We start from the raw sequence: 24247 nt of genomic DNA, 5'->3' as shown, positions 1-24247 counted from the left end.
CGGGAGGATGTCATGCAGGGATTGGTTTCCATGATCGCCGTGAGCGCGGTTTTGTCCGCCGGCGTCGTCGCCGGCTTGGCCGCGACGGATGCCGCCGCCGGCCCGAAGCCGGCGTTGTCCGCAGCGCCCATCCAGGCGCCCGCCGCGATGGCTTCAAAGGTCATGGCGCCCAAGGCGTTGGCGCTCACGAGCGGAACATCGACGACCGCCCCCTGCGCCTCCGCGTGGCCCTACCTTCCGGCAGCCTGCGCCGCCGACGGGCGCAAGGTCCGCATCATCGCTCTCACCGCGCGTTGAGGAGGGCCGCCATGCCGCATTTCTCGAAGGAGGATCTGGAGGCCTCGGCGGAGACGCTGGCCAATCTGCGGGAGATCCTGCACGGGCGCCAGCAGGGCGGGCGCGACGGCCGGCCCGTCCCGACGCCGCCGACCAAGGAAGGGCGCTTCGGCACCTCCGGCGGCCGGGGGGCTCCGGTGCGTAAGCGGCGCCACACGGCCCCGGCAGGCGCGTGACGGCGGCTCGGTCCGTCGCCCCCATCCAGACCGGCACGACGCCCTTGTCCGGCGACGCGTTTCCGGCGACGATCCCGCTGCAACGAAGAACGCTCCCGAGGGAGCCCGCCACGGGGCGAGGATGCGGGTCGGCCGGAAGATTGCCCTGGTCGGCGGTGTCCCGATCCTCGTCGCTGCGGCCATCGCGGCGGCGGGCTGGTTCCTGCTCGCCCAGGGCGAGCGGGCCCGGGCCGGCGCCCTGCTCGCCGCCCGCGTCTATCACGACCTCACCCTCGCGCGGATGGTCCGCGACGATTCCGTCTCCGCCCGCGCCGACGCACGCGCGGCGATCGAGACGCGGTTCTTCGACCTGACCGCCCGAGCCGGACGCGGCCTGGAAGCGCTTCAGAATCAGGCCCGCACCCGGAGCCAGGCCGAGCGGGCCGCCGCGGCGCGCCAATCCCTCGGCCGCTACGTGGCGCGGATGCGGGATTTCTCGGCGGTCGCCCGCGAGAATGACGGCCTCATCGCGGAGATGGGACAGCGCGCGAACCGCCTGACCGACCTTGCCGAACAGGCGCGCCAGCGCCAGCAGGCCGCCAACGTCGATCTCGCCTGGACGATGACGGGGAAGGTCAACCGGCTGCGCGCGACCCGCGACGTCGTGGCGGGGCTCAACGCCGTGCTGGCCGCCGCGTGGCAGGGCACGCTTGCCCGGCAACGCGGCGAGGAGGCCGCGCATTCCGAGCGCTCCCGCCTCGTCCATGCCGGCCGCGACCTCGCCGCGGCCCTGCGCGCCACCTCCCGCGAGACCGAAGCGACGGAAGCCGAGGGGCTGACCGCCTCGGAGCCGGCGGCCGGCGACCGGCTGACGGAGTGGGGTGAGCGCTGGCTCAAGACCGCAACCTCCGAGCAGCGCATGCTCGACGACGCGGTGGCGCAGCTCCTCGCCTCTGCAGGCGAGGCCAACGCGACCGAGCAGGCGACGCAGAATATCGGCATCGCCACGCTCAAGCTCGGCCAGCGAACCGCCGAGGCGCTGGCCCGGCGGGACGCGGAGGCCGTCTCCGCCATGCTCGTCGAGGGCGAGCGGCTCTCGGCGAGCGCCTCCACCCTGCCGATCTCACCGTCGATCCAATCCGACATGATCGAGGCCATCGACGGCTGGCGCGCGCGGCTCGCCACCACGATCGACGGCCTCAAGCGCCAGAACGCGATGATTGCCGAGATGGACGGCCTCGCCGCCGGTCTGAGCGAGGCCGCCCGCGACCTCAACGACGACGCGGTCGAGGATGCCGACCGGTTCGGCACCTTCCTCGGCCGGCTCCTCCTCGCCGGGGCGGCCATCGGCCTGCTGCTCGGCGCCCTCGTCGCACTGGCCGTCGCTCGCTCGATCCTCGTGCCGCTGCGCCAGCTTCAGGGCGACATGATCGCGCTCGCCGCCGACCCGAAGGCGGAGGGGCTCTCCGGCACGCAGCGCACGGACGAACTCGGCGACATCGCCCGCGCGACGAACTTCTTCGTGACCGAGATCGGCCGGCGCGAACGGGCGCTGCGGCGGGCCAAGGATCAGGCGGACACCGCCCTGCACGATCTCCGCCAGGCCCAGGACGACCTGATCCGCGTGGAAAAACTCGCTTCGCTGGGGCAGCTCGTGGCCGGCGTCGCCCACGAGATCAACACGCCCCTCGGCATCGCGCTGACCACCGCGACGCTGGTGCGCGACGAGACGCGGACCTTTCAGGATTTGGTCGCGGCGGGCACGCTCTCGCGCTCGCGCCTGACCCATTTCGTCGATCGGGTCGGCGAGGGCGCGCAACTGCTCTGCGCGAACCTGACCCGCGCCGCCGACCTCGTCCACGGCTTCAAGCAGGTGGCGGTGGATCGGGCGAGCGACGAGCGCCGGAGCTTCGACCTCGATATCTGGCTCGGCGAACTGCTCGCGAGCCTCCAGCCGATGCTGCGCAAGGGCGGCCACAGGATTCGGTGTGAGGTCCCGCCCAGCATCGTCGTCGACACCTATCCCGGCGTGCTCGCGCAGGTCGTCACCAACCTCGTCGCCAACGCCGTCGTGCACGGTTTTGCCGGCGCCGAGCGGCCCGGAACCATCACGGTGCGGGTCTCGACGCCCGGCGCGCTCGTGCGGCTGGAGGTGAGTGACGACGGCGGCGGCATCGCGCCGGAGCATCTCGGGCGGATCTTCGATCCGTTCTTCACCACCGCCCGCTCCCGCGGCAGCACCGGGCTCGGCATGCACATCGTGCACAATCTCGTCACGGCCAAGCTCCAGGGCCGCATCGCCGTCGAGAGCGCGCCGGAGCACGGCACCCTCGTGCGCCTGGACTTCCCGCGGGTGCCCGGCGGCACCGAGCGGCCGGGCACGGCCCGCCGGCCGACCGGAGCGGACGCGCGATGAGTCGCCTCGTCCGCTCCGCGGCTCACCGTCCACGCCGGCAAGTCGACCTTGATGGTCGACCGTTGGACCAGCGAGAACGGCGACCCGGACAACTTCATGAACGTGCTGATCGGCGGAAGGCGGGGACGCCAACCTCGCCCGCTGGTGCGACCCAGGCCGCAATGCAGCAATCTTCGACACCCGTCACATCGACGAGCATGAGACTGGCACCCGGCGCGACCGGAACACTCAGCCCGACTCGGCGAGGCTGTTCAATGGGTTCAGCTCGCCGGAACCGTTGTCCACAGGGCAGCCCGAGCATGGTGCGCAGCGTCCGGACGAACCTGCTCAGGTGCACCCTATTCGAGGGGTAAAGTTGGCGGATGAGCGTTTTGCCCGGCCATGCCTCTCGCATTGCAGCATAGCATATGTTATCCAGCGGCGAGTTCGCATGGATGCTAAGCTCGTGCGATGGGTTGCACCGCAGCTCGCCAGTCGCCAGATGTGCGCCTTCCCCGCCGTATCCGCGTGCTTTGGCCCGCGGGTTGCAGCGGGCGTCTCTCGTTCGGGTCTCCGGACGAGCGGATGGTGTTCCAGGCGCGAGGTCGAGGCCTCGCCGGAACTGTTCGGCATGGATGCGGATCGAGGCGGGCGTCGGAAAGGACGATGAAGTGAGTGGGGCCATGACCGACGCGGCCGATCAAGAAGCGAGCTTCCTCAACGAACTCGGCCGGCGCGTGCGCCACGCGCGGACGGTGCGCGGGCTGTCGCGCAAGCTGCTGTCGCAGGCCTCCGGCCTGTCCGAGCGATACATTGCCCAGCTCGAGAGCGGCCAGGGCAACGTCTCGATCATCCTGCTGCGGCGCGTCGCCAATGCGATGGGGATGCGGCTCGACGATCTCGTTGCGACTCAGGAAGCCTCGTCTGATTGGCGCGTCATCCGCGACCTGCTCGATCAGGCCAGCCCTGACCAGATCGCCCTGGCCAAATCGGCGCTTGCAGGCTCGACCGGCACGGAATCGCGGACGATCCGGCGGCGCGTGGCGCTGGTGGGCCTGCGCGGTGCCGGCAAGTCGACGCTGGGCCGGATGGCAGCGGCCCATCTCGGCTGGCGCTTCGTGGAGCTCAACACGGAGATCGAGCGCGAGAACGGCCTGTCGGTACGCGAGATCTTCGCGATCTACGGCCAGGAAGGCTATCGCCGGCTGGAGCAGAAGGCCCTGCGCGGCCTCGCCGAGCAGCCGGGGCCGATGGTGCTCGCCACCGGCGGCAGCATCGTCGCCGAGCCGCTGACCTACGACCTGCTGCTCTCCTCCTTCTACACGATCTGGCTTCAGGCGCGCCCCGAAGAGCATCTTCAGCGGGTGCGCGACCAGGGCCATGTCGAGGGCAAGGGCGATCCGGCCTCGGTGCTGGAGGATCTGCGCGCGGTGCTGCTCAGCCGCGAGCCGCTCTATGCCCGCGCCTCCGCCGTCGTGGACACCTCCGACGTGCCGGTCGAGGTCATGGCCGAGCGTCTGATCGAAGTGATCGAGACCCGCTTCAGCGGCAACGACACCGGTGGGCGTCGCCCGGCCGCGTGATCGCGGCCTTGCGGCGCCATCCGCCGCAGGGTGTAACCCCGCCCCTTGATGCGGCGCGGGATCGCCCCAAGCTGTAGGGCTTGACCCGGCGCGGGCGAAGACACTTCTCTTCCGCGCTCTTTTCGCGATACGCGTCGTAACCCCACGCCCCGCCCGGCGACATAACCCGTCTCACGGGCCGTCTCGGCGAGGCCGTGCGGGGCGGCGCGAACACGCTGCCGGAAGCGGGCACGTCGCGGCCTCAAGCCGGATGGACAGCCCACGCTGTCGAGGAGGAATGCATGTCCGCCAGTCCGTCGCTCAGCCCGGCTTCCGGGCGCGAAGGCATCGCCGGAATCGTCGATCCGCTCTGGACGCGCGTGCGCACCGAGGCGGAAACGGTGGTGCGCGACGAGCCGCAGCTCGCCTCGTTCTTCGTGGCGACCATCCTCAACCATCCGAGCCTGGAGGCGGCGGTGGCGCACCGCGTCGCCACCCGCCTCGGCCACGCCTCGCTCTCGAGCGAACTCGTCGCCCACGGTTTCCACGAAGCGCTTCAGGACGACGTTCGCATCGGCCAGAGCATGCGCGCCGACATCCTCGCGGTGATGGACCGCGACCCGGCGACGACCCGGGCGCTCGAGCCGCTGCTCTATTTCAAGGGCTTCCACGCGATCCAGGCGCACCGCCTCGCTCATTGGTACTGGGGCCAGGGCCGGCGCGACCTCGCGCTTTACCTGCAAAGCCGGTCGTCGGAGGTGTTCCAGACCGACATCCACCCGGCCGCCCGGATCGGACGCGGGGTGTTCTTCGACCATGCGACCGGGGTCGTGATCGGCTCCACCGCGGTGATCGAGGACGACGTCTCGATCCTGCACGCGGTGACGCTCGGCGGCACGGGCAAGCATGGCGGTGACCGCCACCCCAAGATCCGCCGCGGCGTGATGATCGGCGCGGGCGCCAAGATTCTCGGCAACATCGAGGTCGGGGCCTGCGCCCGGGTCGCGGCCGGCTCGGTCGTGCTCCGGTCGGTGCCGGCCCACACCACCGTCGTCGGCGTGCCCGCACGCGTCGTCGGTGCGGCCGGCTGCGCCGAGCCCGCTCGCTCGATGGACCAGCTCGTGGCGATGAGCGAGTTCATCGATATCGCCGGCGGAATCTGAAGCCGCTCTCCGCGTCCGGCGGGTTGCCTGCCCTCCCCCGACGTGGCAAGCCGCCGGCCACCATCACAAGCCCCTCAGCGCTGCCGCCGGGATCACGCGTCCCGGCACGCACCGCCTCGCAAGAAGGTTGACGGCGTGACCAAGACCGAAGTCGCCAAGCTGCAGGATTACCTGCGCCGCAAGTTCGCCAATGCCAGCATCCGCGTCGTGGCGATGAAGACCGGTGATTCCGCCGAGGTGTTCATCGGCGACGAGTCGATCGGTGTCCTCGCCGACGACAAGGAAGACGGCGACGATTCCTTCACCTTCCGCATGGCGATCCTCGACATCGATCTCGAAGAAGACGCCTAACCCCGCGGGCCGGCCTTCGTTTCGGCCGGCTGCACCGCTCCGGGCTCGGCGCCCACTTCCGGCGTCGAGCCTGTGGGCAGCGTTAATGTTAACTAAACGTCTTTCTTAACAACACGTAAACGATCGGTCAGACTGCGCGTTACATCCTGAGAAGGAGCGTCGAGCGCGTCATGACCGTGAGCCCGTCTTCCGTCGAATCCATCCAGGCGCTCATCGTCGGTCTCGCGCTGGCGGGGCTGCTGGCGAGCGCCTTCGAATACGCCACGAACCGGCGGGCGAGCTTCCGCCTGCTGGAATCCGGCGGCGTGACCGCCTTGGCCGCGCTGCCGATGATCGCGGTGGTCGCGCCCTTCATCATCCTGCGCAACACCCTGCGGGGTCGGCGCATCGAGCGCCGGCCGATCCCCTTCGTGATGATCGCGACGATGATCGCCTGCGGCTGGAGCCTGCTCTCGGGCCAGATCGCCCTCGGCATGGCCCATAGGCTGGCCGGGCTGTAGCCCGCGCCTTCTACTGCCGCACCCACATCACGCGGGCCATCCAGGCGACCTCGGCGAGCGGCACCGCCCGATCCTCGTGGTCGGGGTTGAGCGAGGCGAGTTCGATGGTGCGGGCGGTGCGGCGCCGCAGCTCCTTGGCCAGCACCTCGCCGTTGTTGAGCCGCGCCACGATCCGGTCGCCCTTGCGAATGCTGGCATTCGGGGCGACGATCAACACGTCGCCATCGCGATAGAGCGGCAGCATCGAGTCGCCCTGAACCTCCAGCGCGAAGGCGCGGTCCCCGCCGAGATCGGGAAACTCGATCTCGTCCCAGCCGGGGCCGCCGGTCGGAATCCCCTCCTCGTTGAACAGGCGGCCGGAGCCAGCCTGGGTCAGGCCGATCAGCGGTACCATCGTCCGGGTCGGACCCTGCCCGGAATCGACCAAGTGCAGGAAATCGTCGAGGCTGGCGCCGGTGGCGGCGAGCACCTTCGCGATCGATTCGGTGGAAGGCCAGCGCTTGCGCCCATCGGGCCCGACCCGCTTCGAGCGGTTGAAGCTCGTGGCATCGAGGCCCGCACGCCGGGCGAGCCCCGACGCGGAGAAGCCGTGGCGCTCGGCCAACCGGTCGATCGCAGTCCAGATCTGCTCGTGCGACAGCATGGTGGCCTCAGACCGGCGCGTGTGCCGTTGAGACATACGGCCTACAGTTAGGAAACTAGAACCCGCTGACCCCGGACGCAATCGGAGCATCCGGAGAAGCGAGTGTCGCATCTGAACGGCAAGCGGTGAAGGCGTGGCACCCCGTATCCGGTATCATCCCGCATTGGTTGCCGTCGGCCAGCGCGCGTTCTATCGCTCCGGAAGATTGACCCCGGAGACCGGATGGCCCTCGTCTACAAGATCTGTCCGCGCGGCCTCTGGCGGGAAGCCGAGGCGCTCGGCCGCTTCACCGGCGCACCCGTCGATCACGCCGACGGCTTCATCCACTTCTCGACCGCGGAGCAGGTCGCCGAGACCGCCGCCCGCCACTTTTCCGGGCAGGACGACCTGCTGCTCGTGGCGATCGAGGGCGACGACCTCGGACCGGCTCTGCGGTTCGAGCCGTCGCGGGGCGGCGCGCTGTTCCCGCACCTCTACGGCGACCTCCCCTTGAGCGCCGTGCGCTCCGTGACCGACATGCCCCTCGGGCCGGAGGGGCGGCACGTGTTCCCGGCGGAGATCCCGCAGGCATGATCGACGCGCTCTTCCCCCTCGCCCGGCCGCTGCTGCACGGGCTCGACGCCGAGACGGCGCACGACGTGACGATTCGCGGCCTGTCGCTGCTGCCGCCGCGCCGTCCGCCGGCCGACGACGCGTCCCTCGCCGTCGAGCTGTTCGGGCAGAGCTTTCCCAATCCGGTCGGCCTCGCCGCCGGGTTCGACAAGGGCGCGCGGGTGGCCGACGCGCTGCTCGGCCTCGGTTTCGGCTTCGTCGAGGTCGGCGGAGTCGTGCCGCAGCCCCAGCCCGGCAATCCGCGCCCGCGGGTGTTCCGCCTCCCCCGCGACCGGGCGGTGATCAACCGCTTCGGCCTCAACAGCGAGGGGCTCGACGCAGTGGCCGACCGGCTCAAGGCCCGCGCCGGCCGCGAGGGGATCGTCGGCGTCAACATCGGCGCCAACAAGGAATCGGCGGACCGACTCGCCGACTACGTCGCCTGCACCGCGCGGCTCGCCCCGCATGTCGCCTTCATCACCGTCAACGTCTCCTCGCCCAACACGCCGGGCCTGCGCGACCTCCAGGGCGAGGCCTTCCTCGACGACCTGCTCGCCCGCGTCGTCGCCGCCCGCGATGCCAGCGGATCGAGCGCCGCCGTGCTCCTTAAGATCGCGCCCGACATCGCGCTCGAAGGGCTCGACGCCATGACGGCGACGGCGCTCCGGCGCGGCATCCAGGGCCTCGTCGTCTCGAACACGACCATCGCGCGGCCGGCGTCCCTCGTGGAATCCTCCGTCGCGAAGGAAACCGGCGGCCTGTCCGGACGGCCGCTGTTCGGCCCGTCGACGCGGCTCCTGGCTGAGACCTATCTGCGCGTCGGCGACCGGATCCCGCTGATCGGCGTCGGCGGCATCGATTCGGCGGAGGCCGCCTGGACCAAGATCCGGGCCGGTGCGCGCCTCGTCCAGCTCTACTCCGCCCTCGTCTACGAGGGGCCGGGGCTGGTCGGCACGATCAAGCGCGGCCTGAGCCAGCGGCTGCGGGCGGAGGGCCTGACGAGCCTCGCCCCGGTCGTCGGGCGGGACGCAGCCGCCCTCGCGCGGGACGCCTGACCCGGCTCCGCGACGTCGCATGGTCTCTTTCAGTGGGCTCGGCGCTGCGGGTCACCGCGGCTCCGCCTCGCGATGACGGGGCAGGTCCCGTTCTGCGCGCCAGCGCCAGCGTCCGTGACATGATCCGGCAGCCGCGACAGGCGCAGAGCTCGCGTCGCATTCGTCCTGCCGCCGCAAAAACGGATCGGCCCTGAGACGGAGCGGGCGGGCCACATGAACCGATCCGCCACGCGATTTCCTACCATGTGAATTTTGATGCAATGCACCAAAGTTCTATAAGTCACGCGGCACTCTGACCCAAATTTAGCTTTGAGCTATTCCAGGAACGGGCATCTTCTGGAGTCGAGTTAAATTGCCCTGCGTACGACGAATGCCTCCCCCATCATCGGCCACGCATCAACTCGCATCTGCGAGATGTTATTTCCTGGTCACGGCATCTGAAACCGCTCACCCGCCAGGGGGCGAAGCGGCGGGCGCGGATCGTCGAAGACATCTCCCACATCGCGAAGACCGGGCTCACGGATGGATCGTTCGCAAGGCCTACCCAAGCGTTCTTCCGCCGCGGGCGGCTGGGGCGCGCTGAAGAGCTGCGGCAAGTTCCTGTTGGGGAGCCGGGCGCCGATCTCCGGCGCACGCGCCCTGCTCAGCGCCAACCAGCCCGACGGCTTCGATTGCCCCGGCTGCGCCTGGGGCGACCCGGCCCACGGCTCCTCGTTCGAGTTCTGCGAGAACGGCGTGAAGGCGGTCTCCTGGGAGGCCACCGACAAGCGCGCGACGCCGCGTTTCTTTGCCAAGCATCCCGTCTCGGAGCTGCGCGGCTGGACCGATTACGCGCTGGAGAGCGAGGGCCGCCTCACGCATCCGATGCGCTACGACGCCGAGACCGACACCTACCGCGCCGTGGAATGGGACGAGGCGTTCGCCGAGATCGGCGCGACCCTGCGCGGCCTCGACCATCCCGATCGCGTCGAGTTCTACACCTCCGGCCGCGCCTCGAACGAGGCGGCCTACCTCTACCAGCTCTTCGCCCGGGCCTACGGCACCAACAACTTCCCCGATTGCTCGAACATGTGCCACGAGGCGAGCGGCATCGCCCTCGTCCAGGCCATCGGCATCGGCAAGGGCACGGTGCTGCTCGAAGATTTCGAGAAGGCGGACGCGATCTTCGTCGTCGGCCAGAACCCCGGCACCAACCATCCGCGCATGCTGGGCGACCTGCGTCGGGCCGCCGAGCGCGGCGCGCGGGTCGTGGTGCTCAACCCCGTGCGCGAGCGCGGGCTGGAGCGTTTCGCCGATCCGCAGAACAGCGTAGAGATGCTGCGCGGGGCGAGCCGCCCGATCGCCAGCCATTACTTCCAGCCGAAGCCCGGCGGCGACATGGCCGCCTTTCGCGGCATCGCCAAGGTCGTCTTCGCCCGCGACGCGGCGGCGATCGAGGCGGGCAAGCCCTCGCTCCTCGACCACGCCTTCATCGCCGCGCATACCAGCGCCTTCGCCGATTACCGCGCGGCGGTCGAGACGACGGCGTGGGACGCGATCCTCGACCAGTCCGGCCTGACCCGCGAGGAGATCGAGACCGCGGCCGACGTCTATCTCGGCGCCGACAAGGTGATCGCGACCTGGGCGATGGGCGTGACCCAGCACCGCCACTCGGTGGCGACGATCCGCGAGATCGCCAACCTGCTGTTCCTGCGCGGCCATATCGGCCGGCCGGGCGCAGGCCTGTGCCCGGTGCGCGGCCATTCCAACGTGCAGGGCGACCGCACGGTCGGCATCAACGAGAAGCCGCCGCTCGCACTCCTCGAAGCGCTCGACCGCGAGTTCGGCCTCAACATACCGCGCAAGCACGGCCACAACGTGCTCGGCGCCATCGGAGCGATGCTCGACGGCTCGGCGAAGGCCTTCATCGGGCTCGGCGGCAATTTCGTGCGCGCGACGCCGGACACGCGGCTGGTGGAGAAGGCGCTCGCCGGCTGCGAACTCACCGTCCACATCGCGACGAAGCTCAACCACTCGCACCTCGTGCCGGGCCGGGTCTCCTACCTGCTGCCCTGCCTCGGGCGCACCGAAATCGACCGCAACAGCCGGGCCAAGGTCCAGATCGTGACCGTCGAGGATTCGATGAGCATGGTCCACGGCTCGGGCGGCATCAACAAGCCGGCCTCGCCGCATCTGCGCTCGGAGATCGGTATCATCGCCGGCATGGCCGCGGCGACGGTGGGTTCGGAGCGGATCGACTGGGCCGCGCTGGCCGACGATTACGACCTCATCCGTGACCGCATCGAGCGGACGATTCCGGGGTTTTCCGGTTTCAACACCCGGGTGCGCCGGCCCCGCGGCTTCATGCTGCGCAATCTGGCCGCCGAGCGGGTGTTCGAGACCGCGACCGGACGGGCGGGCTTCTCCAGCGGGCCGCTTCCGGTGGCGACCGAGCACCAGCGCGCGAGCCTTCGGGGCGATACCTTCGTGCTGCAGACCTTCCGCAGCCACGACCAGTACAACACCACGATCTACGGCCTCGATGACCGCTACCGCGGCGTCTACGGCGAGCGCCGCGTCGTGTTCGCCAACCCGGACGACCTCGCCGAGCTGAAGGCGCGGGCGGGCGAGCGGGTCGATCTCGTCTGCGTCCATGCCGAGGACGGTGTCGAGCGGGTGGCGGAGGATTTCCGCCTCGTGCCCTTCGACATGCCGCGCGGCGCGCTCGCCGGCTATTATCCGGAACTCAACGTGCTGGTGCCGCTCTCGGCCTTCGGCGAATTCTCGGACACGCCGACCTCGAAGTCGGTGCTGGTCCAGGTGCGGGCCCGTGCCGCCAATGATCTGGGCAAGGCCGCGTGAGCGAGGAAAAAGGCCGCGTGAGCGAGCCCGCCGCCGACGCCGAGACCTTTCTCGCCGCGACCGACACGATCGCGGCCCTGCGTCCCGAACTCAGCCTTCTGGAGGCCGGCATCCTCGCCGGCCTGCATCTCGGGCTGGCGGCCGACAGCCGGAGCTTCGCCCGCATCTTCGGCGTCGAGCACGCCCTGGTGCTGCGGGCGGTGGAAAGCCTGACCGCCGAGACCCTCATCACCGTGACCGCCCGTGACGGCCGCACTCAGCGGACCCGCTACGAGGCGAGCCCGGCGGGCAGCGCGGTGCTGACGGCGCTCGCCGCCTGATCCTAGAGCGCCGTCCTGGAACTCGATCCAAAACGAAGCTCTAGAGTCTTGTTTTTGCATCGTCTTTTCCGAAAGCCGGAATCCACCTTTCGGGACGATGCTCTAGGCCCGCACGGCGGCCCTCAGGCCGTGCTCATCTGCCCGAACCGCTCGCCCAGCGGCAGTTCGATGGCGCAGCGCAGCCGCGTCTCACCGAGTTCGTAGTGCGTCTTGGCGTTGAGCGCGTAGGGCATCGCCTGCTCAATCAACTCGCGTCCATAGCCGCGCCGCGTCGGGCTCTGTTCCTCGCGCGGCCGGCTGATGCCCTCCTCGATCCACTCGATCAGCAGATTTCCTCCGCCCTGGTCGTCGCGGTCGGCGCGCCATGTCACCGAGAGGCGGCCGTGCTCGGTCGTCAGGGCACCGTACTTGCGGGCATTGGTGGCCAGTTCGTGCACGGCGAGCGCCAGGGTCTGCACCGACGCCTTGCGCAGGCGCACCGGCGGCCCGGCGATATGAATACGATTGGCGAAGTCGCCGCCCCCGAGGGCGTCCAGCTCGGTTCGAATCAGGGTGCGCAGGGTGATCGGCTCCTGCTCCGAGCGCGACAGCAGCCCCTGAACCCGCGACAGGGCGGCGAGCCGGTCGTTAAACTGCTCGCGGAAGCGCTCCGTCGGGCCGGTCTGCGCCATGGTCTGGTGGGCGATGGAGCGCACGACGCCGAGCAGGTTGCGGGTGCGGTGCTGCAACTCGGCGACGAGGATGGTCTGGCGCTCCTGCAGATCGTGCAGATCGTGGATGTCCATGGCGGCCCCGATCCACTGCGTGACCTGTCCCTCGGTGTCGAGGAGGGGCGCCTGCCGTACGAGGAACCACCGATATTGCCCGTCGTACCGGCGGATGCGCTGCTGCACCTCGATCAACCGCTGCTGCTCGCGTCCGGAGCGGAAGGCCTCGCTCACCGCGTCGCGGTCGGCGGGGTGGATCGCTTCGAGCCAGCCGCCGGCCTGCGATTGCTGCAGGCTCTGGCCGGTATAGGTTAGCCAAGCCTCGTTGAGGGAGTTGTGCTGCCCGCTTTCGTCCGAGCGCCACAGCAGGACGGGGATGAGGCTCGCCAGGGTGCGAAAGCGCTCCTCGCTCTCGCGCAGGGCCGCGTTTGCGCTCTCGTCACGAAGCCGCAGCATCTCGTTCTGCGCCGCCTTCCAGGCCGAGATTTCCTTGGTGGTGATGGCGACTCCGTCACCGAGCTTCACCGCGCACTGAAAGAACCAGCCGTCGAACTGCTCGTGGGCGTAGCGGCGCTCCGCGGTCGCGGGCTGGCCGGTTTCCGTGACACGCTTGAAGGTGTCGAAGATGCCCTCCTGAATCACGCCCGGATTGCGTTCGAGCAGGCTCTGACCGCCCACATCGCCGTAGCGGCTCGCCGAGGTCGAGTTGTTCAGGAGCCAGCGGAAATCGACGATCTCGCCCGCCGGATCGCGCACGGCCTTCAAGACCTGAATCATGTCCATGGAGCTGTCCATGGTCGCCTTGAGCAGGTCGCGGCTCGCTTGAAGCTCCGCCGTCCGCTCCTGGACCTGACGTTCCAGCTCGGCCCGGAAGCGCGCCTCGCTCTCGCGCAACGCCCGGTCGGACAGCACGCGGGCCGTGCTCTCGACCAGGGTGACCAGAATGCCCGCAATTCGCTCCGCCTCGTCCCGCAACGGGCTGTAGGTCAGCGTGAACCACGCGTCTTCGAGCCGGCCCGACCGGAACAGCGGGTAGAGCGCGTCTTCGAAGGTGAACGTTTCGCCGTTCCAGACCCGCTCGTAGATCGGCGCGGTGATGTGCCAGATCTCGGGCCAGCACGCGCGTGCCGGCTGACCCAGCCCGGCCGGGTGCTTCGATCCCATCAGGTCCCGGAAGTCGTCGTTGTAGACCTGGATCAGATCCCGGCCCCACAGCGCGATCATGGGGAAACCGCAGCCGAGGATCAGGCTGATCGTGGCCCTGAGGCTCGGCGGCCAAGCATCCGCCGCACCGAGCGCCGTCGCGGTCCAGTCATGCGCCCGGATCCGCTCGGCCATCTCGCCGCGGCGCGACTGCGCAGGTGGACTGTCGCTCCCATCCATCCCGCACCTTCGCACAGCTTTCTATAGCGTACTACGCAAACGCAGCGGGCAGCATCAACCGCAGTCGCGGCGATTTCGTTACGGCATCTCTCGCCCGGGCACTAGATGGAACATATCGTCGCCGGACTTCTCTTTCATAAATCCTGACCTGCCTCGATCGATACGCTCCATCTACGCTATACTGAGGAGAGACGACGCATGACTGCGCGCGACCTGATGCGATCGGCCGCAGTGCCCATGCTTCAGAACGCTCAACACGACAGGCCATCCTGAACGGGTTCCGCACCGCTCCCCTGGCGAGACCGGCACGTCGGAGGGCGTGGGTAGGGTTCGAACCAAGCGGCGCCCCGGATCGTCAGAACCGTGCCGTGAGGAAGAGCCGCACATTGCGGCCCGGCAGCACGACCTCGTCCTTGCGGAAGGAGGCGGCGTTGCGGATCACATCGTCGAGCAGGTTCGTGGCGCGCAGGCCGAGCGTCACCTCGCTGAGACCATGGACCGCCGGATCGAGCGGACGGCTGTAGGCGATCTCCGCCTTGAGGTCGTTGTAGCCCGGCGTCGGCGTTTCCAGCGTGCCGATCTGCGTCTGAGCGAAGGCGTGCAGCAGGTTGAGTTGAGCGAACCAGCCGTCGGCCCGCAGGAAGACGCCGCCACCGACGCGATGGGGCGGGATGCGCGGCACGAAGCGGCCGTCGTCGAACTGGGCGCGCACGAAATCGTACTGGGCGCTGATGCCGGCAAACCCATCACCGACCGGCACGATGTCGATCTGGCTCGCGATCTCGGCGCCGGCGAAGGTGGCGCCGGCCTGCGAATAGGCGACCTGCCGCAGATCCCCGCCGCCGATGCCGCAACTGTCGAAGGTGTCGCCGCAGGTGAAGCCAGTCAGGCGCTTGTAGACGAAGCCGGTATAGCGCGTGACGTAGCCGGTCGCGTCGAGGCGGAACGGCCCCTCCGCCCGCCGGATCGCCACTTCGACGGTGCGGGCCCGCTCGGGCTTAAGGTTGGGATCGCCGATCTCGAAGGTGGCGGAGGCCTCGTGCGGACCGCGCGAGAACAGTTCGGGTGAGGTCGGGGCGCGCTCGACATAGGAGCCGGTCAGGCTCCCCACGAATCCGTGGGGCAGGTCCTGGAGCGCACCAAAACTCGCACTTATCGGGGCGAAGCGGCGGATGCGGCGCGATTCCATCGGCTCGTCGCTGGGGCCGTCGGGAAGGAAGTCCGAGGGGAACAGCGCCTGCGTGCCGGCGACGCGGTTGCCCTCGATGCGGCCCGCCGCCTGGAACCGCAGGCCGCCGCCGAGGGCCAGTTCCTCGAACAGGTAGGCGGCCTGCACCCGCGTGTCGGTCGGGCGCAACAGGCCCCCTTCCGCCCCCGAGATGCGGAGCTTGCGCCGGTCGGCCTGGAATCCGAGCTGTCCGCTGAAGGTGCCGAATGCGGTCTCGACCGGCACGTGGTCGAATTCGATCCGCCCCTCCGCCGCGCGGTTCTTGAACACCGCCTCGATCCCCTCGACGCCGTTGGCGTCGGTGCCGAACTCGTTGTGGCGGTAGTTCGAGCCGCCCGCCCAGAACCGGATCGCCGCGAACGGCCCGTCCAGCGGCCGGTACTCGCCCCGGGCCTGGAGCTTGTCCTGCACCGGATCGAGGCGAGTGCGCTGCGCCGCGGAGCTGATGCCGGGGATGCCGTAGACCGAATCAAAGTGGCTGAAGGACAGCCCGACGAAGCCGCGGTCGAACAGGTAGGAGGTGCCGAAGGCGCCGCCCTGCGATTCGTTGAAGGAATTGCGCTGGATGCCGAGCGGCGTGTTGTAGTCGTCCGCCGCGCTCCGGAACGCATCGGCATGGACGGCGACGTTGCCGCTGCCGGCATCGACCGTGGCGGCGGCGTTACGACCATTGTCGACGGCCGAGTAGCCGGTGGTCACCCGTCCCGCGACGCCGCCAGGCGGAATACTCGTCGGGATGCGGTTGTTCTCGACCGAGACCACGCCACCGACGGCCTGGGAGCCGTAGCGCAGCCCCGCGGGCCCGCGGATCACCTCGATACGGTCGTTGATCAGCGGGTTGATCGGAACGGCGTGGTCCTCGCCCAGATCCGACATGTCCTGCACACCGGTGCCGTTCTCGAGGATGCGGACACGGTGGTTGTCGAGGCCGCGGATGATCGGCCGCGAGGCCGAGCCCGGCGCGAAGGTGGTCGCGGACAGGCCCGGCTTGTCGAACAGCGCCTCGCCGAGGGAGGTCGGCTGCGAGCGGGCGAGTTCGGCCCCGGAGACGACGGTGACCGTCGAGAACCGGTCGGTCACCACCGGTAGGACGCCGACCGGGTCGGCCGGCTTCGGAACCGGCCCCGCCGCACCCGGACCCGCGCTTCGTGCCGGCTTGTCCGAGACGACGCTGATCTCATCGAGGGCAACCTCTTCGGCCTGGAGCGGCGACACGACGAGGCCGGCGATGCCGATCCCGGCGAACGATCCGAACCACGGGCCAATCCCATAGCGCTTTCTCGACATGAAACTTCAGCCTCGTAATTATAGCTGTTGCTATAAGTTCGAGCGTAGCCGTTGTCGAGTCGGGGCAGGCCCGGAAACGCGAAAGCGCGCCGCCCTCGAACGAGGGCGACGCGCTGGATGATCAGACGACGCAGGCGGCGGGTCGGCCGGTCAGTAAGCCTGCGGTTCGGGCTCGACGAGGATCTCGCGTTTGCCGGCGTGGTTGGCCGGTCCGACGAGACCTTCGGTCTCCATCCGCTCCATCAGCGAGGCGGCACGGTTGTAGCCGATCTGCAGGCGGCGTTGGATGTAGGAGGTGGAGGCCTTCTTGTCCCGCAGCACCACGGCCACCGCCTGCTCGTAGAGGTCACCGCCCTCCCCGCCGCCGCCGAACTGGCCGGCATCGAAGACCGGACCGTCCTCGGACGCAGGCCCCCCGGCCGGAATCTCGCCCTCCTCCGCCGTGACGGCTTCGAGGTAGGACGGCCGGCCCTGGCGCTTGAGGTGGGCAACCACGGTCTCGACTTCCGAGTCCGAGCAGAACGGCCCGTGCACGCGCGTCGTGCGCCCGCCGCCGGCCATGAACAGCATGTCGCCCTGGCCCAGCAACTGCTCGGCGCCCATCTCGCCCAGGATCGTGCGGCTGTCGATCTTGCTCGTCACCTGGAAGGAGATGCGGGTCGGGAAGTTCGCCTTGATCGTGCCGGTGATGACGTCGACCGAGGGGCGCTGCGTCGCCATGATGAGGTGGATACCGGCCGCACGCGCCATCTGCGCGAGCCGCTGGATCGCGCCCTCGATGTCCTTGCCCGCCACCATCATCAGGTCGGCCATCTCGTCGACCACGATCACGATGTAGGGCAGCGGGTTGAGGTCCATGACCTCGTCCTCGTAGACCGCCTCGCCGGTGGAACGGTCGAAGCCGGTCTGCACGGTCCGGGTCAGGGTCTCGCCGCGGGCCCGGGCCTCTTCGAGGCGCGCGTTGAAGCCGTCGATGTTGCGGACACCGACCTTGGACATCTTCTTGTAGCGCTCCTCCATCTCGCGCACGGCCCATTTGAGGGCGATGACCGCCTTCTTCGGGTCGGTGACGACGGGGGAGAGCAGGTGCGGGATGCCGTCATAGACCGACAGTTCCAGCATCTTGGGATCGACCATGATGAGGCGGCACTCCTCCGGCTTGAGCCGGTAGAGCAGCGAGAGGATCATGGTGTTGATGGCGACCGACTTGCCGGAGCCGGTGGTACCGGCGACCAGCAGGTGCGGCATGCGGGCGAGGTCGGCGATGATCGGCTCGCCGCCGATGTTCTTGCCCAGACACAAGGCGAGCTTCTGCTTGGTCTCGACGAAATCCTCGGAGGCGAGAAGTTCGCGCAAGAACACCGTCTCGCGCTTGGCGTTCGGCAGTTCGATGCCGATGGCGTTGCGGCCGGGGACAACGGCGACGCGGGCGGAGACAGCGGACATCGAGCGGGCGATGTCGTCGGCGAGCGCGATCACCCGGCTCGACTTGGTGCCGGGAGCCGGCTCCAGCTCGTAGAGGGTGACGACGGGGCCGGGGCGCACGGCGAGGATGTCACCGCGCACGCCGAAATCCTGCAGCGTCGCCTCCAGCATGGTGGCGTTCTGCTCCAGCGCCTCTGCCGAGACCTCAGAGCCGGGCGCCGCCTCGCGGGGACGGGCGAGAAGCTCCAGGGCAGGCAGCCGGTACTCGCCGGCTTCCGGCCGAGGTTCGGCCGGGCGCGGACGCGCCGCCGGGGCCTGCGGCAGCGGGCGGGAGACGCGGGTGGGCAGCTCGTCGGCGGTCGTCTCCGCCCCAGCGGCACTCGGCGCGGGGCGCTGGGGGACGGCACGGGCGGGCGCTTCGTCCGAATCGTCCTCCTCCGAGTCGAATTGCGGCTCGCGGCGGCCCGAGACGTCGGCCCGCTCGCGGGCCTGCGGCGCCCAGGGTGCCTCGTCCGAGTCGGCGAAGGCGCGGCGCGCGGCGAGCGCGGGCGAGGCGCCGGCATAGGCGAGCCCCTCCGCCTCGTCGGCCGGCGCCTGCCAGGATTCGAGCCGGGTGCGCAGCGAGGCGCGGCCGCGCATGACGGCTTGCGCGAGGGCGCCCAGCGACAGGATGCCGAGGCTCGGCTCGTCGGCATCGTGGCGCTCCTCGTGGGTCGAGGCACGGCCGGAACGGGGCGCCGGGCGCGCGGCGCCGTAGGGCCCCTCCTCGTCCTCCTCGAAGTCCGGCTTGGTCACGCGGCAAGCGGCGGTGAGGCTGAGGATGGCGGAGGCCGCGAACAGGAAGCCGGCGAAATGCGCCAGCGGCCCGACCAGCATCCGCGTGCCGGCGAGCAGCGCGTCGCCCGCGACGCCGCCCATGCCGGTGGGCAAGGGCCAGCGATCCGTCGGCGGCAGGGCACTCGCGACCGCACTCGCGCAGAGAACGCCGACGAACCACAGGACGATGCGCAAGCCGCCATGCGGCAGGTCGCGCTCGCGCATCAACCGCACGCCCCACAGGGCGGGAGGCAGTGCGAGCGCGATCGAGCCGAGCCCGAGAAGCTGCATGGCAAGATCGGCCACGACGGCTCCGGGACGACCGAGCACGTTGTGCGCCCGCTGGTCGGTGGCGTGGTTGAGGCTCGGGTCGTTGATCGACCACGTCGCCAGGGCGACGGTCAATGCGACCGCGCCGGTGAAGAGGATCAGGCCGCCGCACTCCGTCAGCCGCTTGGCCAGGAACGGCCTCAGGCTGTCGACGAAGGTGTCGTAGGGCGACGCGGAACGGCGAAGGGAACGCATGCGCAGACCGGTCCGGTGTCAACGATCCGGTAAGGCTAATGCCGGGCGGTTAACGCGGGGCTAAGTCTGCGCCGCAAAGCGGTGGGCCGTCGGTGGCCGCGGTCCGGGGTCCGACCAGGGGCCTGCCCGAAATGCAGGAAGCCCCGGATTTCTCCGAGGCTTCCCAAAGCAACGTGGTATCCCGCCGGCGAACCGGCGCGGGTCTCAGAAGGTGAAGCCGGTCTCCACGAGGTAGCGCTCCTGCGAGCGCTTGGTGCCGTCGCGGCCGAAGCCGAAGCCCGGGGTCACGTCGTAGGCCTGGACGGTCGCGAACTCGCCGCGGAGGAAGTAGCGGTCCCAGGTGAAGGTCGGGGTGATCGTGAACGAGAAGGCCGAGCTGCCCGGACCGTAGAGGACGCTGGTGCCGCCGCGGCCGGTGACCACGCCCCGCGTGCCCGACTGCTCGATGTATTCGAGGCGGCCGGCGAGCGCGAAGTTGTCGGTGAAGGTGTAGCCGGCCAGCAGCGTGCCGCCCCAGGTCTCCGCGCCCTCGATCGGGGAGAAGTACCCCTCCTTGCGCGCGACGTTGGTGTACTGGAAGTACGGCGAGATGATCCACGGCCCGTTGGCGTAGGTGTAGTTCACGCTGATGATGCTGCTGTTCTGCAGCGAGTTGATCGTCGCGAACTGGAAGCGCGGGCTGCGGGTCGAGGCGTCGAAATCGCTGAAATGCGTGCCGCCGTTGATGCCGATCGTGTTCGCGTCGTTGAGCTTGTAGGTGGCAAAGCCCGTCACCCAGTTCAGCTCACCCGAGTAGAAGCCGTCGGTCACCGCGAGCGCGGCCGCGAACGGGCCGTTGGCGTAGTTCACCTGGACGCCGTGGTTGATGAAGTTCTCCTGGTTGAACAGCAGACCGCGGGAGATGTTCAGGTTCTGGTAGGTGAACAGCAGCTCGGAGCCGATGTTGGTGAACATCCGACCGGCCTGGATCGACCACTCGTCGTTGATCTGCCACTTGCCGAAGGCCACCGGGATCGGGCCGAACAGCGATTCGGTCTGCTCGAACGCGGAGTAGAGCGGCAGGCCGAGCGCCGGGATCGAGTACAGGCCGGCATGGACGTAGAATTGCAGCGGGCCGTCGGCCTTCTGGATCCAGCCCTGGAGGTTCGAGAAGTCGACGCGGCCGAAGCGGTCCTGCTCAGCGCTGGGCGAGAGGATGCCGAAGGCGTTGGTCTGGGTGTAGGCGAAGCCGGTGACCGCGCCGCCGACATAGATGTCGCCCAGTCCCGTGACGATGCAGGCCGGGTTCGGGTTCGCCTTGATGAGACCGCCGAAGGTCGGGGTGGAGATCGCAGCCTTACAATGCTCCTCGACGATGACGGGCGCCGACTTGGCGGCAGGCATATCTGCGGCGAGGACTGGCAACGCGTTGATGCTCAGGGTGGAAAGCACCGCGGTCGCGGCCAGAAGCTTTGTTTTGATTGTCATTGTAGTCAGCCCCACATTCGATACGGCCAAGGTGCCGAACTCGCCGCCGCGCCGCAAAATGAAGTTTTGCGCAAGTGCCTATTTTTTGGGCGTTTTTGACCTATATCAACCTGAGGGCGGAGAGTGTTGCGCGAAGACAACATCTTTTGAGGCGCACAAAACTGCACAATCGCCTCAAAACCGGATGCGATCTTTACGTTTTGTTGACTAAGCCGGCCGCCAAGCCCCGGAGCAACAAGGTGGAAGACGCCTCGGCATCAACCACGCGACACAAAAAAGGCCCCGGCGAATCACCGCCGAGGCCCTGGTTCAGGATGCCTGCCGAGACGGCAGGCCCTCACTCAGTAGTTGTAGGCGCGCTCGCCGTGGTCGGCGATGTCGAGGCCCTCGCGCTCTTCTTCCTGCGTCACGCGCAGGCCGATCGTCAGATCGACGAGCTTGTAGAGGATCGCCGAGCCGATGCCGGACCACAGGATGGTGAAGCCCACCGCCTTCGCCTGGATGATGACCTGGGCGGCCATGTCGTAGGCACCGACGGTCAGCTCACCGGGCTTGGTGGTGTAGTCGGGGATGCCGGCGCCGCCGAGATCGGGCGAGACCAGGATACCCGTGGCGATGGCACCGAGGATGCCGCCGATGCAGTGCACGCCGAACACGTCGAGGGAGTCGTCGTAGCCCAGCGCGTTCTTCACGGTGGAGCACATCACGAAGCAGATCGCGCCGGCGGCCAGACCCAGAACGATCGAGCCCATCGGGCCGGCAAAGCCGGCGGCCGGGGTGACGGCGACGAGGCCGGCAATGGCGCCCGAGAGCATGCCGAGGAGCGACGGCTTACCCTTGGCGGCCCATTCCACGAACAGCCAGGAGACGGCAGCAGCGGCGGTGGCAACGAAGGTGTTGATCATCGCCAGACCCGCGGCGCCGTTGGCTTCGAGGTTCGAGCCGGCGTTGAAGCCGAACCAGCCGACCCAGAGCAGCGAGGCGCCGATCGTGGTCATGGTCAGCGAGTGCGGAGCCAGCAGGTCGCGGCCGTAGCCGATGCGCTTGCCGAGCATCAGGCAGCCGACGAGGCCGGCGATGCCTGCGTTGATGTGCACGACGGTGCCGCCGGCGAAGTCGAGGGCGCCCCACTTGAAGAGCATGCCGGCATCGCCCAGCACCGCGTCGTACTCGGCCTTGGCCGCGGCATTGGCCTCGCCACCGGCGGCGGCGAGCTTGCGGGCCGCGTCGGCGAAGACGTCCGGACCGCCCCAGTACCAAACCATGTGGGCCATCGGGAAGTAGATCAGCGTGACCCAGAGGATCGTGAACACGACCAGCGCCGAGAACTTCATCCGCTCGGCGAAGGCGCCGACGATGAGGCCGGGGGTGATCATCGCGAACGTCATCTGGAAGCAGATGTAGACGTATTCGGGGATCACGACGCCGTTGGAGAAGGTGGCCGCCACCGAGTTGGCGTCGACGCCCTTGAGGAAGGCCTTCGAGAAGCCGCCGACGAAGTCATTGAGGCCGCCGCCATTGGTGAAGGCGAGGCTGTAGCCGTAGGTCACCCACAGCAGGCAGACGATCGAGGCGATCGCGAAGATCTGGGTCAGCACCGAGAGCATGTTCTTGGTGCGCACGAGGCCGCCGTAGAACAGGGCGAGGCCGGGTACGGTCATCAGCAGGACGAGGATCGCCGAGAGCAGCATCCACGCCGTGTCGCCCTTGTTGGGCACCGGTGCGGCCGCGGTGACGGCGGGCTCGACCGCCGGCGCCTGCGCGAGCGACGGCTCGACGAAGAGGAGGCCAAGGGCGGCTCCTCCCAGTCCGAGCGCGAGAAGATTACGAAGTTTCATGGACAAGAAGCTCCAGATCGCAGTGCGTCGAGCGCTGAGGAGAATGGGTGGGCGGCGCGGCCGGGCGCGTTCCGCCGGAACGGGTGAAGAGCTGTCAGGGCATCGAAGAGGAAAGCGATGCGGGACAGAGTGTCAGAGCGCGTCCGCGTCGGTCTCACCGGTCCGGATGCGAACCGCCTTCTCCAGCGGCATCACGAAGATCTTGCCGTCGCCGATCTGGCCGGTGCGGGCGGCACCCGCAATCGCGTCGATCACGCTCGTCACGAGGTCGGCGGCGACCGCCACCTCGATCTTGAGCTTGGGCAGGAAGCTCACGGCATACTCGGCACCGCGGTAGATCTCGGTGTGGCCCTTCTGCCGGCCGTAGCCCTTGACCTCGGTCACGGTCAGGCCGTGCACGCCGATGCCGGTCAGAGCGTCGCGAACCTCCTCCAACTTAAACGGCTTGATGATCGCCATCACGATTTTCATGGGCGGCGCCCCCTTTGTCCTGTCGTCTCACCGCCGGCCGCGCACCGGCCGAGACCCAGCGGTTCCGCGGGGATCGGAATGACCCCGCAGCCGGGCGCCCTCATTCAAGGACCGTGCCAAGCGGAACCATTTCCACTTTCGCAGCGCTGCCCAGAACGTGAGCGAGCCGTGGCGCCCCATCGCGCAGCGTGGCCGCAGATAATGCACAAAATATCGGCATAAAGTACTTTTGGGCGGCAGAATGCGCGCGAACCGGCTCGCTTCAGCTGCGCCGGGAGCGGATCAGCCCTTCCTGTGCAACGGAGGCGACGAGCCGCCCTTCCTCGTCGTGGAACGTACCGCGGGCAAAGCCCAGAGCGCCCGACGCGCTCGGGCTGTCCTGCGAATAGAGCAGCCAGGAATCGGCCCGGAACGGGCGGTGGAACCACAGGGCGTGGTCGAGACTCGCCGACTGGATCTCGGGGTCGAACACCGTGCGGCCGTGGGGGATCAGCGTGGAATCGAGCAGCGTCATGTCCGAGGCGTAGGCCAGCACCGCCCGGTGCACCGCCGGATCGTCCGGCAGAGGCTTCGTCGCGCGCATCCAGACATGGTAGCGCGCGGGCCTCGGGCTGCGGTCGCGATAGCGCTCGGTCTCGACTGGCCGCAGCTCGATCGGCCAAGCCTGGGTGAAGTAGGCGAGCATCGGCTCGGGTACGATGCTGCCGCCGTCCCGGACGAGCGTCCGTGCATCCGCCAGCGCGCCCGGTCCCGGCACGTCGGGAAGACCGGCGGCGTGATCGACGCCCTCCTCCGTGACGTGGAACGAGACCGACATGGCGAAGATCGCCCGGCCCTTCTGGATCGCCTTGACCCGGCGGGTGGTGAAGCTGCCGCCGTCGCGGATGCGCTCGACCTCGTAGACGATCGGCACCGCCGGATCGCCGCCGAGGAGGAAATAGGCGTGCAGGGAATGGGGCGGGCGGGGCGCCTCGACCGTGCGGGAGGCCGCGACGAGCGCCTGCGCCACGACCTGCCCCCCGAACACCCGCGGCCAGCCGATTCGCGGGCTGATCCCGCGGAACAGATCGGTCTCCAGGCGCTCCAGATCGAGGATCGCGAGGAGCGCATCGACGGGGTCGGGCATGGCGGCTTCGCTGCGGCTTTCGAACGAGGAGGGGCGGACGGCCCGGTCGGCTTGACCCGCGC

Annotated in this window: 19 protein-coding genes; 11 read left to right on the top strand and 8 right to left on the bottom strand. The window is 69.0% G+C overall.

Features of this window, described 5'->3' with window-relative positions:
* Window positions 1–30 precede the first annotated feature (30 nt).
* The 7 genes from MSPGM_RS10685 (at window position 31) to MSPGM_RS10655 (ending at window position 6462) form a co-directional block, all read left to right on the top strand.
* On the top strand, window positions 31–297 hold the full coding sequence (locus MSPGM_RS10685; RefSeq protein ID WP_043707177.1) for a hypothetical protein: 267 nt from the start codon (window positions 31–33) through the stop codon (window positions 295–297).
* Window positions 298–308: 11 nt separating this feature from the next.
* The gene (locus MSPGM_RS10680) at window positions 309–512 is read left to right on the top strand and encodes a hypothetical protein (RefSeq protein WP_003600019.1); all 204 of its coding nucleotides are present in this window, start codon (window positions 309–311) and stop codon (window positions 510–512) included.
* A gap of 121 nt (window positions 513–633) precedes the next feature.
* Entirely contained in the window at window positions 634–2907 is a 2274-nt protein-coding gene (locus tag MSPGM_RS10675; RefSeq protein ID WP_209688594.1) for a sensor histidine kinase, read from the top strand.
* 614 nt (window positions 2908–3521) lie between these two features.
* Window positions 3522–4469: a helix-turn-helix transcriptional regulator gene (locus tag MSPGM_RS10670; RefSeq protein WP_003604166.1), complete on the top strand. Its 948-nt coding sequence runs from the start codon at window positions 3522–3524 to the stop codon at window positions 4467–4469.
* Between the two features lie 281 nt (window positions 4470–4750).
* The gene (gene cysE, locus MSPGM_RS10665; protein ID WP_003604165.1) at window positions 4751–5611 is read left to right on the top strand and encodes a serine O-acetyltransferase; all 861 of its coding nucleotides are present in this window, start codon (window positions 4751–4753) and stop codon (window positions 5609–5611) included.
* A gap of 135 nt (window positions 5612–5746) precedes the next feature.
* Window positions 5747–5962 carry a DUF3126 family protein gene (locus MSPGM_RS10660; protein ID WP_003604163.1) on the top strand — a complete coding sequence of 72 codons (216 nt, stop codon included), beginning with the start codon at window positions 5747–5749 and terminating at the stop codon, window positions 5960–5962.
* A gap of 170 nt (window positions 5963–6132) precedes the next feature.
* Entirely contained in the window at window positions 6133–6462 is a 330-nt protein-coding gene (locus MSPGM_RS10655) for a DUF6949 family protein (protein WP_003604162.1), read from the top strand.
* A gap of 10 nt (window positions 6463–6472) precedes the next feature.
* On the opposite strand, the gene MSPGM_RS10650 is transcribed toward MSPGM_RS10655, so the two are convergent.
* Complete coding sequence (locus tag MSPGM_RS10650; RefSeq protein ID WP_003604161.1) at window positions 6473–7105, bottom strand: helix-turn-helix transcriptional regulator; 633 nt, start codon at window positions 7103–7105, stop codon at window positions 6473–6475.
* 222 nt (window positions 7106–7327) lie between these two features.
* On the opposite strand from MSPGM_RS10650, the gene MSPGM_RS10645 reads away from it, so the two are divergent.
* From MSPGM_RS10645 to MSPGM_RS10630, 4 genes are all read left to right on the top strand, one after another.
* Window positions 7328–7678: a DUF952 domain-containing protein gene (locus MSPGM_RS10645; protein WP_003604160.1), complete on the top strand. Its 351-nt coding sequence runs from the start codon at window positions 7328–7330 to the stop codon at window positions 7676–7678.
* Entirely contained in the window at window positions 7675–8751 is a 1077-nt protein-coding gene (locus MSPGM_RS10640; RefSeq protein ID WP_003604159.1) for a quinone-dependent dihydroorotate dehydrogenase, read from the top strand. The genes MSPGM_RS10645 and MSPGM_RS10640 overlap by 4 nt, the downstream gene beginning before the upstream one ends.
* 522 nt (window positions 8752–9273) lie before the next feature.
* Window positions 9274–11592 carry an FdhF/YdeP family oxidoreductase gene (locus tag MSPGM_RS10635; RefSeq protein WP_003604158.1) on the top strand — a complete coding sequence of 773 codons (2319 nt, stop codon included), beginning with the start codon at window positions 9274–9276 and terminating at the stop codon, window positions 11590–11592.
* A 17-nt stretch (window positions 11593–11609) separates the two neighbouring features.
* Window positions 11610–11912, top strand: a complete 303-nt coding sequence (locus MSPGM_RS10630; RefSeq protein WP_003604157.1) for a hypothetical protein — start codon at window positions 11610–11612, stop codon at window positions 11910–11912.
* A 122-nt stretch (window positions 11913–12034) separates the two neighbouring features.
* Here the strand turns inward: MSPGM_RS10630 and MSPGM_RS10625 are convergent, their stop codons facing one another.
* The 7 genes from MSPGM_RS10625 to MSPGM_RS10595 all read right to left on the bottom strand — a co-directional run bounded on the left by MSPGM_RS10625 (window position 12035) and on the right by MSPGM_RS10595 (window position 24185).
* Entirely contained in the window at window positions 12035–14002 is a 1968-nt protein-coding gene (locus MSPGM_RS10625; RefSeq protein WP_003606377.1) for a PAS domain-containing sensor histidine kinase, read from the bottom strand.
* Between the two features lie 355 nt (window positions 14003–14357).
* A complete protein-coding gene (locus MSPGM_RS10620; protein WP_261926369.1) occupies window positions 14358–16517 on the bottom strand; it encodes a TonB-dependent receptor in 2160 nt (719 codons plus the stop codon).
* A gap of 150 nt (window positions 16518–16667) precedes the next feature.
* Complete coding sequence (locus MSPGM_RS10615) at window positions 16668–19283, bottom strand: DNA translocase FtsK (RefSeq protein WP_012752750.1); 2616 nt, start codon at window positions 19281–19283, stop codon at window positions 16668–16670.
* Window positions 19284–19487: 204 nt separating this feature from the next.
* Window positions 19488–20750, bottom strand: a complete 1263-nt coding sequence (locus MSPGM_RS10610; RefSeq protein ID WP_003603647.1) for an outer membrane beta-barrel protein — start codon at window positions 20748–20750, stop codon at window positions 19488–19490.
* Window positions 20751–21091: 341 nt separating this feature from the next.
* Entirely contained in the window at window positions 21092–22588 is a 1497-nt protein-coding gene (locus MSPGM_RS10605; protein WP_004447262.1) for an ammonium transporter, read from the bottom strand.
* Window positions 22589–22720: 132 nt separating this feature from the next.
* On the bottom strand, window positions 22721–23059 hold the full coding sequence (locus MSPGM_RS10600) for a P-II family nitrogen regulator (RefSeq protein WP_004447263.1): 339 nt from the start codon (window positions 23057–23059) through the stop codon (window positions 22721–22723).
* Between the two features lie 262 nt (window positions 23060–23321).
* Window positions 23322–24185 carry an acyl-CoA thioesterase gene (locus tag MSPGM_RS10595; RefSeq protein WP_004447264.1) on the bottom strand — a complete coding sequence of 288 codons (864 nt, stop codon included), beginning with the start codon at window positions 24183–24185 and terminating at the stop codon, window positions 23322–23324.
* Window positions 24186–24247: the final 62 nt, after the last annotated feature.

The sequence above is a fragment of the Methylorubrum sp. GM97 genome (genome assembly GCF_024347855.1).
GTDB classification, from domain to species: Bacteria; Pseudomonadota; Alphaproteobacteria; order Rhizobiales; family Beijerinckiaceae; genus Methylobacterium; species Methylobacterium extorquens.
The sequence above is the reverse complement of the archived record's forward strand: the minus strand, read 5'-3'. Positions and strand labels throughout refer to the sequence as shown.

Excerpts from the sequence above, each read along its gene's own strand:
- MSPGM_RS10685 (WP_043707177.1), top strand. The coding sequence starts at position 31 with ATGATCGCCGTGAGCGCGGTTTTGTCCGCCGGCGTCGTCGCCGGCTTG.
- MSPGM_RS10680 (WP_003600019.1), top strand. The coding sequence starts at position 309 with ATGCCGCATTTCTCGAAGGAGGATCTGGAGGCCTCGGCGGAGACGCTG.
- MSPGM_RS10675 (WP_209688594.1), top strand. The coding sequence starts at position 634 with ATGCGGGTCGGCCGGAAGATTGCCCTGGTCGGCGGTGTCCCGATCCTC.
- MSPGM_RS10670 (WP_003604166.1), top strand. The coding sequence starts at position 3,522 with ATGCGGATCGAGGCGGGCGTCGGAAAGGACGATGAAGTGAGTGGGGCC.
- cysE (WP_003604165.1), top strand. The coding sequence starts at position 4,751 with ATGTCCGCCAGTCCGTCGCTCAGCCCGGCTTCCGGGCGCGAAGGCATC.
- MSPGM_RS10655 (WP_003604162.1), top strand. The coding sequence starts at position 6,133 with ATGACCGTGAGCCCGTCTTCCGTCGAATCCATCCAGGCGCTCATCGTC.
- MSPGM_RS10650 (WP_003604161.1), bottom strand. The coding sequence starts at position 7,105 with ATGCTGTCGCACGAGCAGATCTGGACTGCGATCGACCGGTTGGCCGAG.
- MSPGM_RS10645 (WP_003604160.1), top strand. The coding sequence starts at position 7,328 with ATGGCCCTCGTCTACAAGATCTGTCCGCGCGGCCTCTGGCGGGAAGCC.
- MSPGM_RS10640 (WP_003604159.1), top strand. The coding sequence starts at position 7,675 with ATGATCGACGCGCTCTTCCCCCTCGCCCGGCCGCTGCTGCACGGGCTC.
- MSPGM_RS10635 (WP_003604158.1), top strand. The coding sequence starts at position 9,274 with ATGGATCGTTCGCAAGGCCTACCCAAGCGTTCTTCCGCCGCGGGCGGC.
- MSPGM_RS10625 (WP_003606377.1), bottom strand. The coding sequence starts at position 14,002 with ATGGATGGGAGCGACAGTCCACCTGCGCAGTCGCGCCGCGGCGAGATG.
- MSPGM_RS10620 (WP_261926369.1), bottom strand. The coding sequence starts at position 16,517 with ATGTCGAGAAAGCGCTATGGGATTGGCCCGTGGTTCGGATCGTTCGCC.
- MSPGM_RS10615 (WP_012752750.1), bottom strand. The coding sequence starts at position 19,283 with ATGCGTTCCCTTCGCCGTTCCGCGTCGCCCTACGACACCTTCGTCGAC.
- MSPGM_RS10610 (WP_003603647.1), bottom strand. The coding sequence starts at position 20,750 with ATGACAATCAAAACAAAGCTTCTGGCCGCGACCGCGGTGCTTTCCACC.
- MSPGM_RS10605 (WP_004447262.1), bottom strand. The coding sequence starts at position 22,588 with ATGAAACTTCGTAATCTTCTCGCGCTCGGACTGGGAGGAGCCGCCCTT.
- MSPGM_RS10600 (WP_004447263.1), bottom strand. The coding sequence starts at position 23,059 with ATGAAAATCGTGATGGCGATCATCAAGCCGTTTAAGTTGGAGGAGGTT.
- MSPGM_RS10595 (WP_004447264.1), bottom strand. The coding sequence starts at position 24,185 with ATGCCCGACCCCGTCGATGCGCTCCTCGCGATCCTCGATCTGGAGCGC.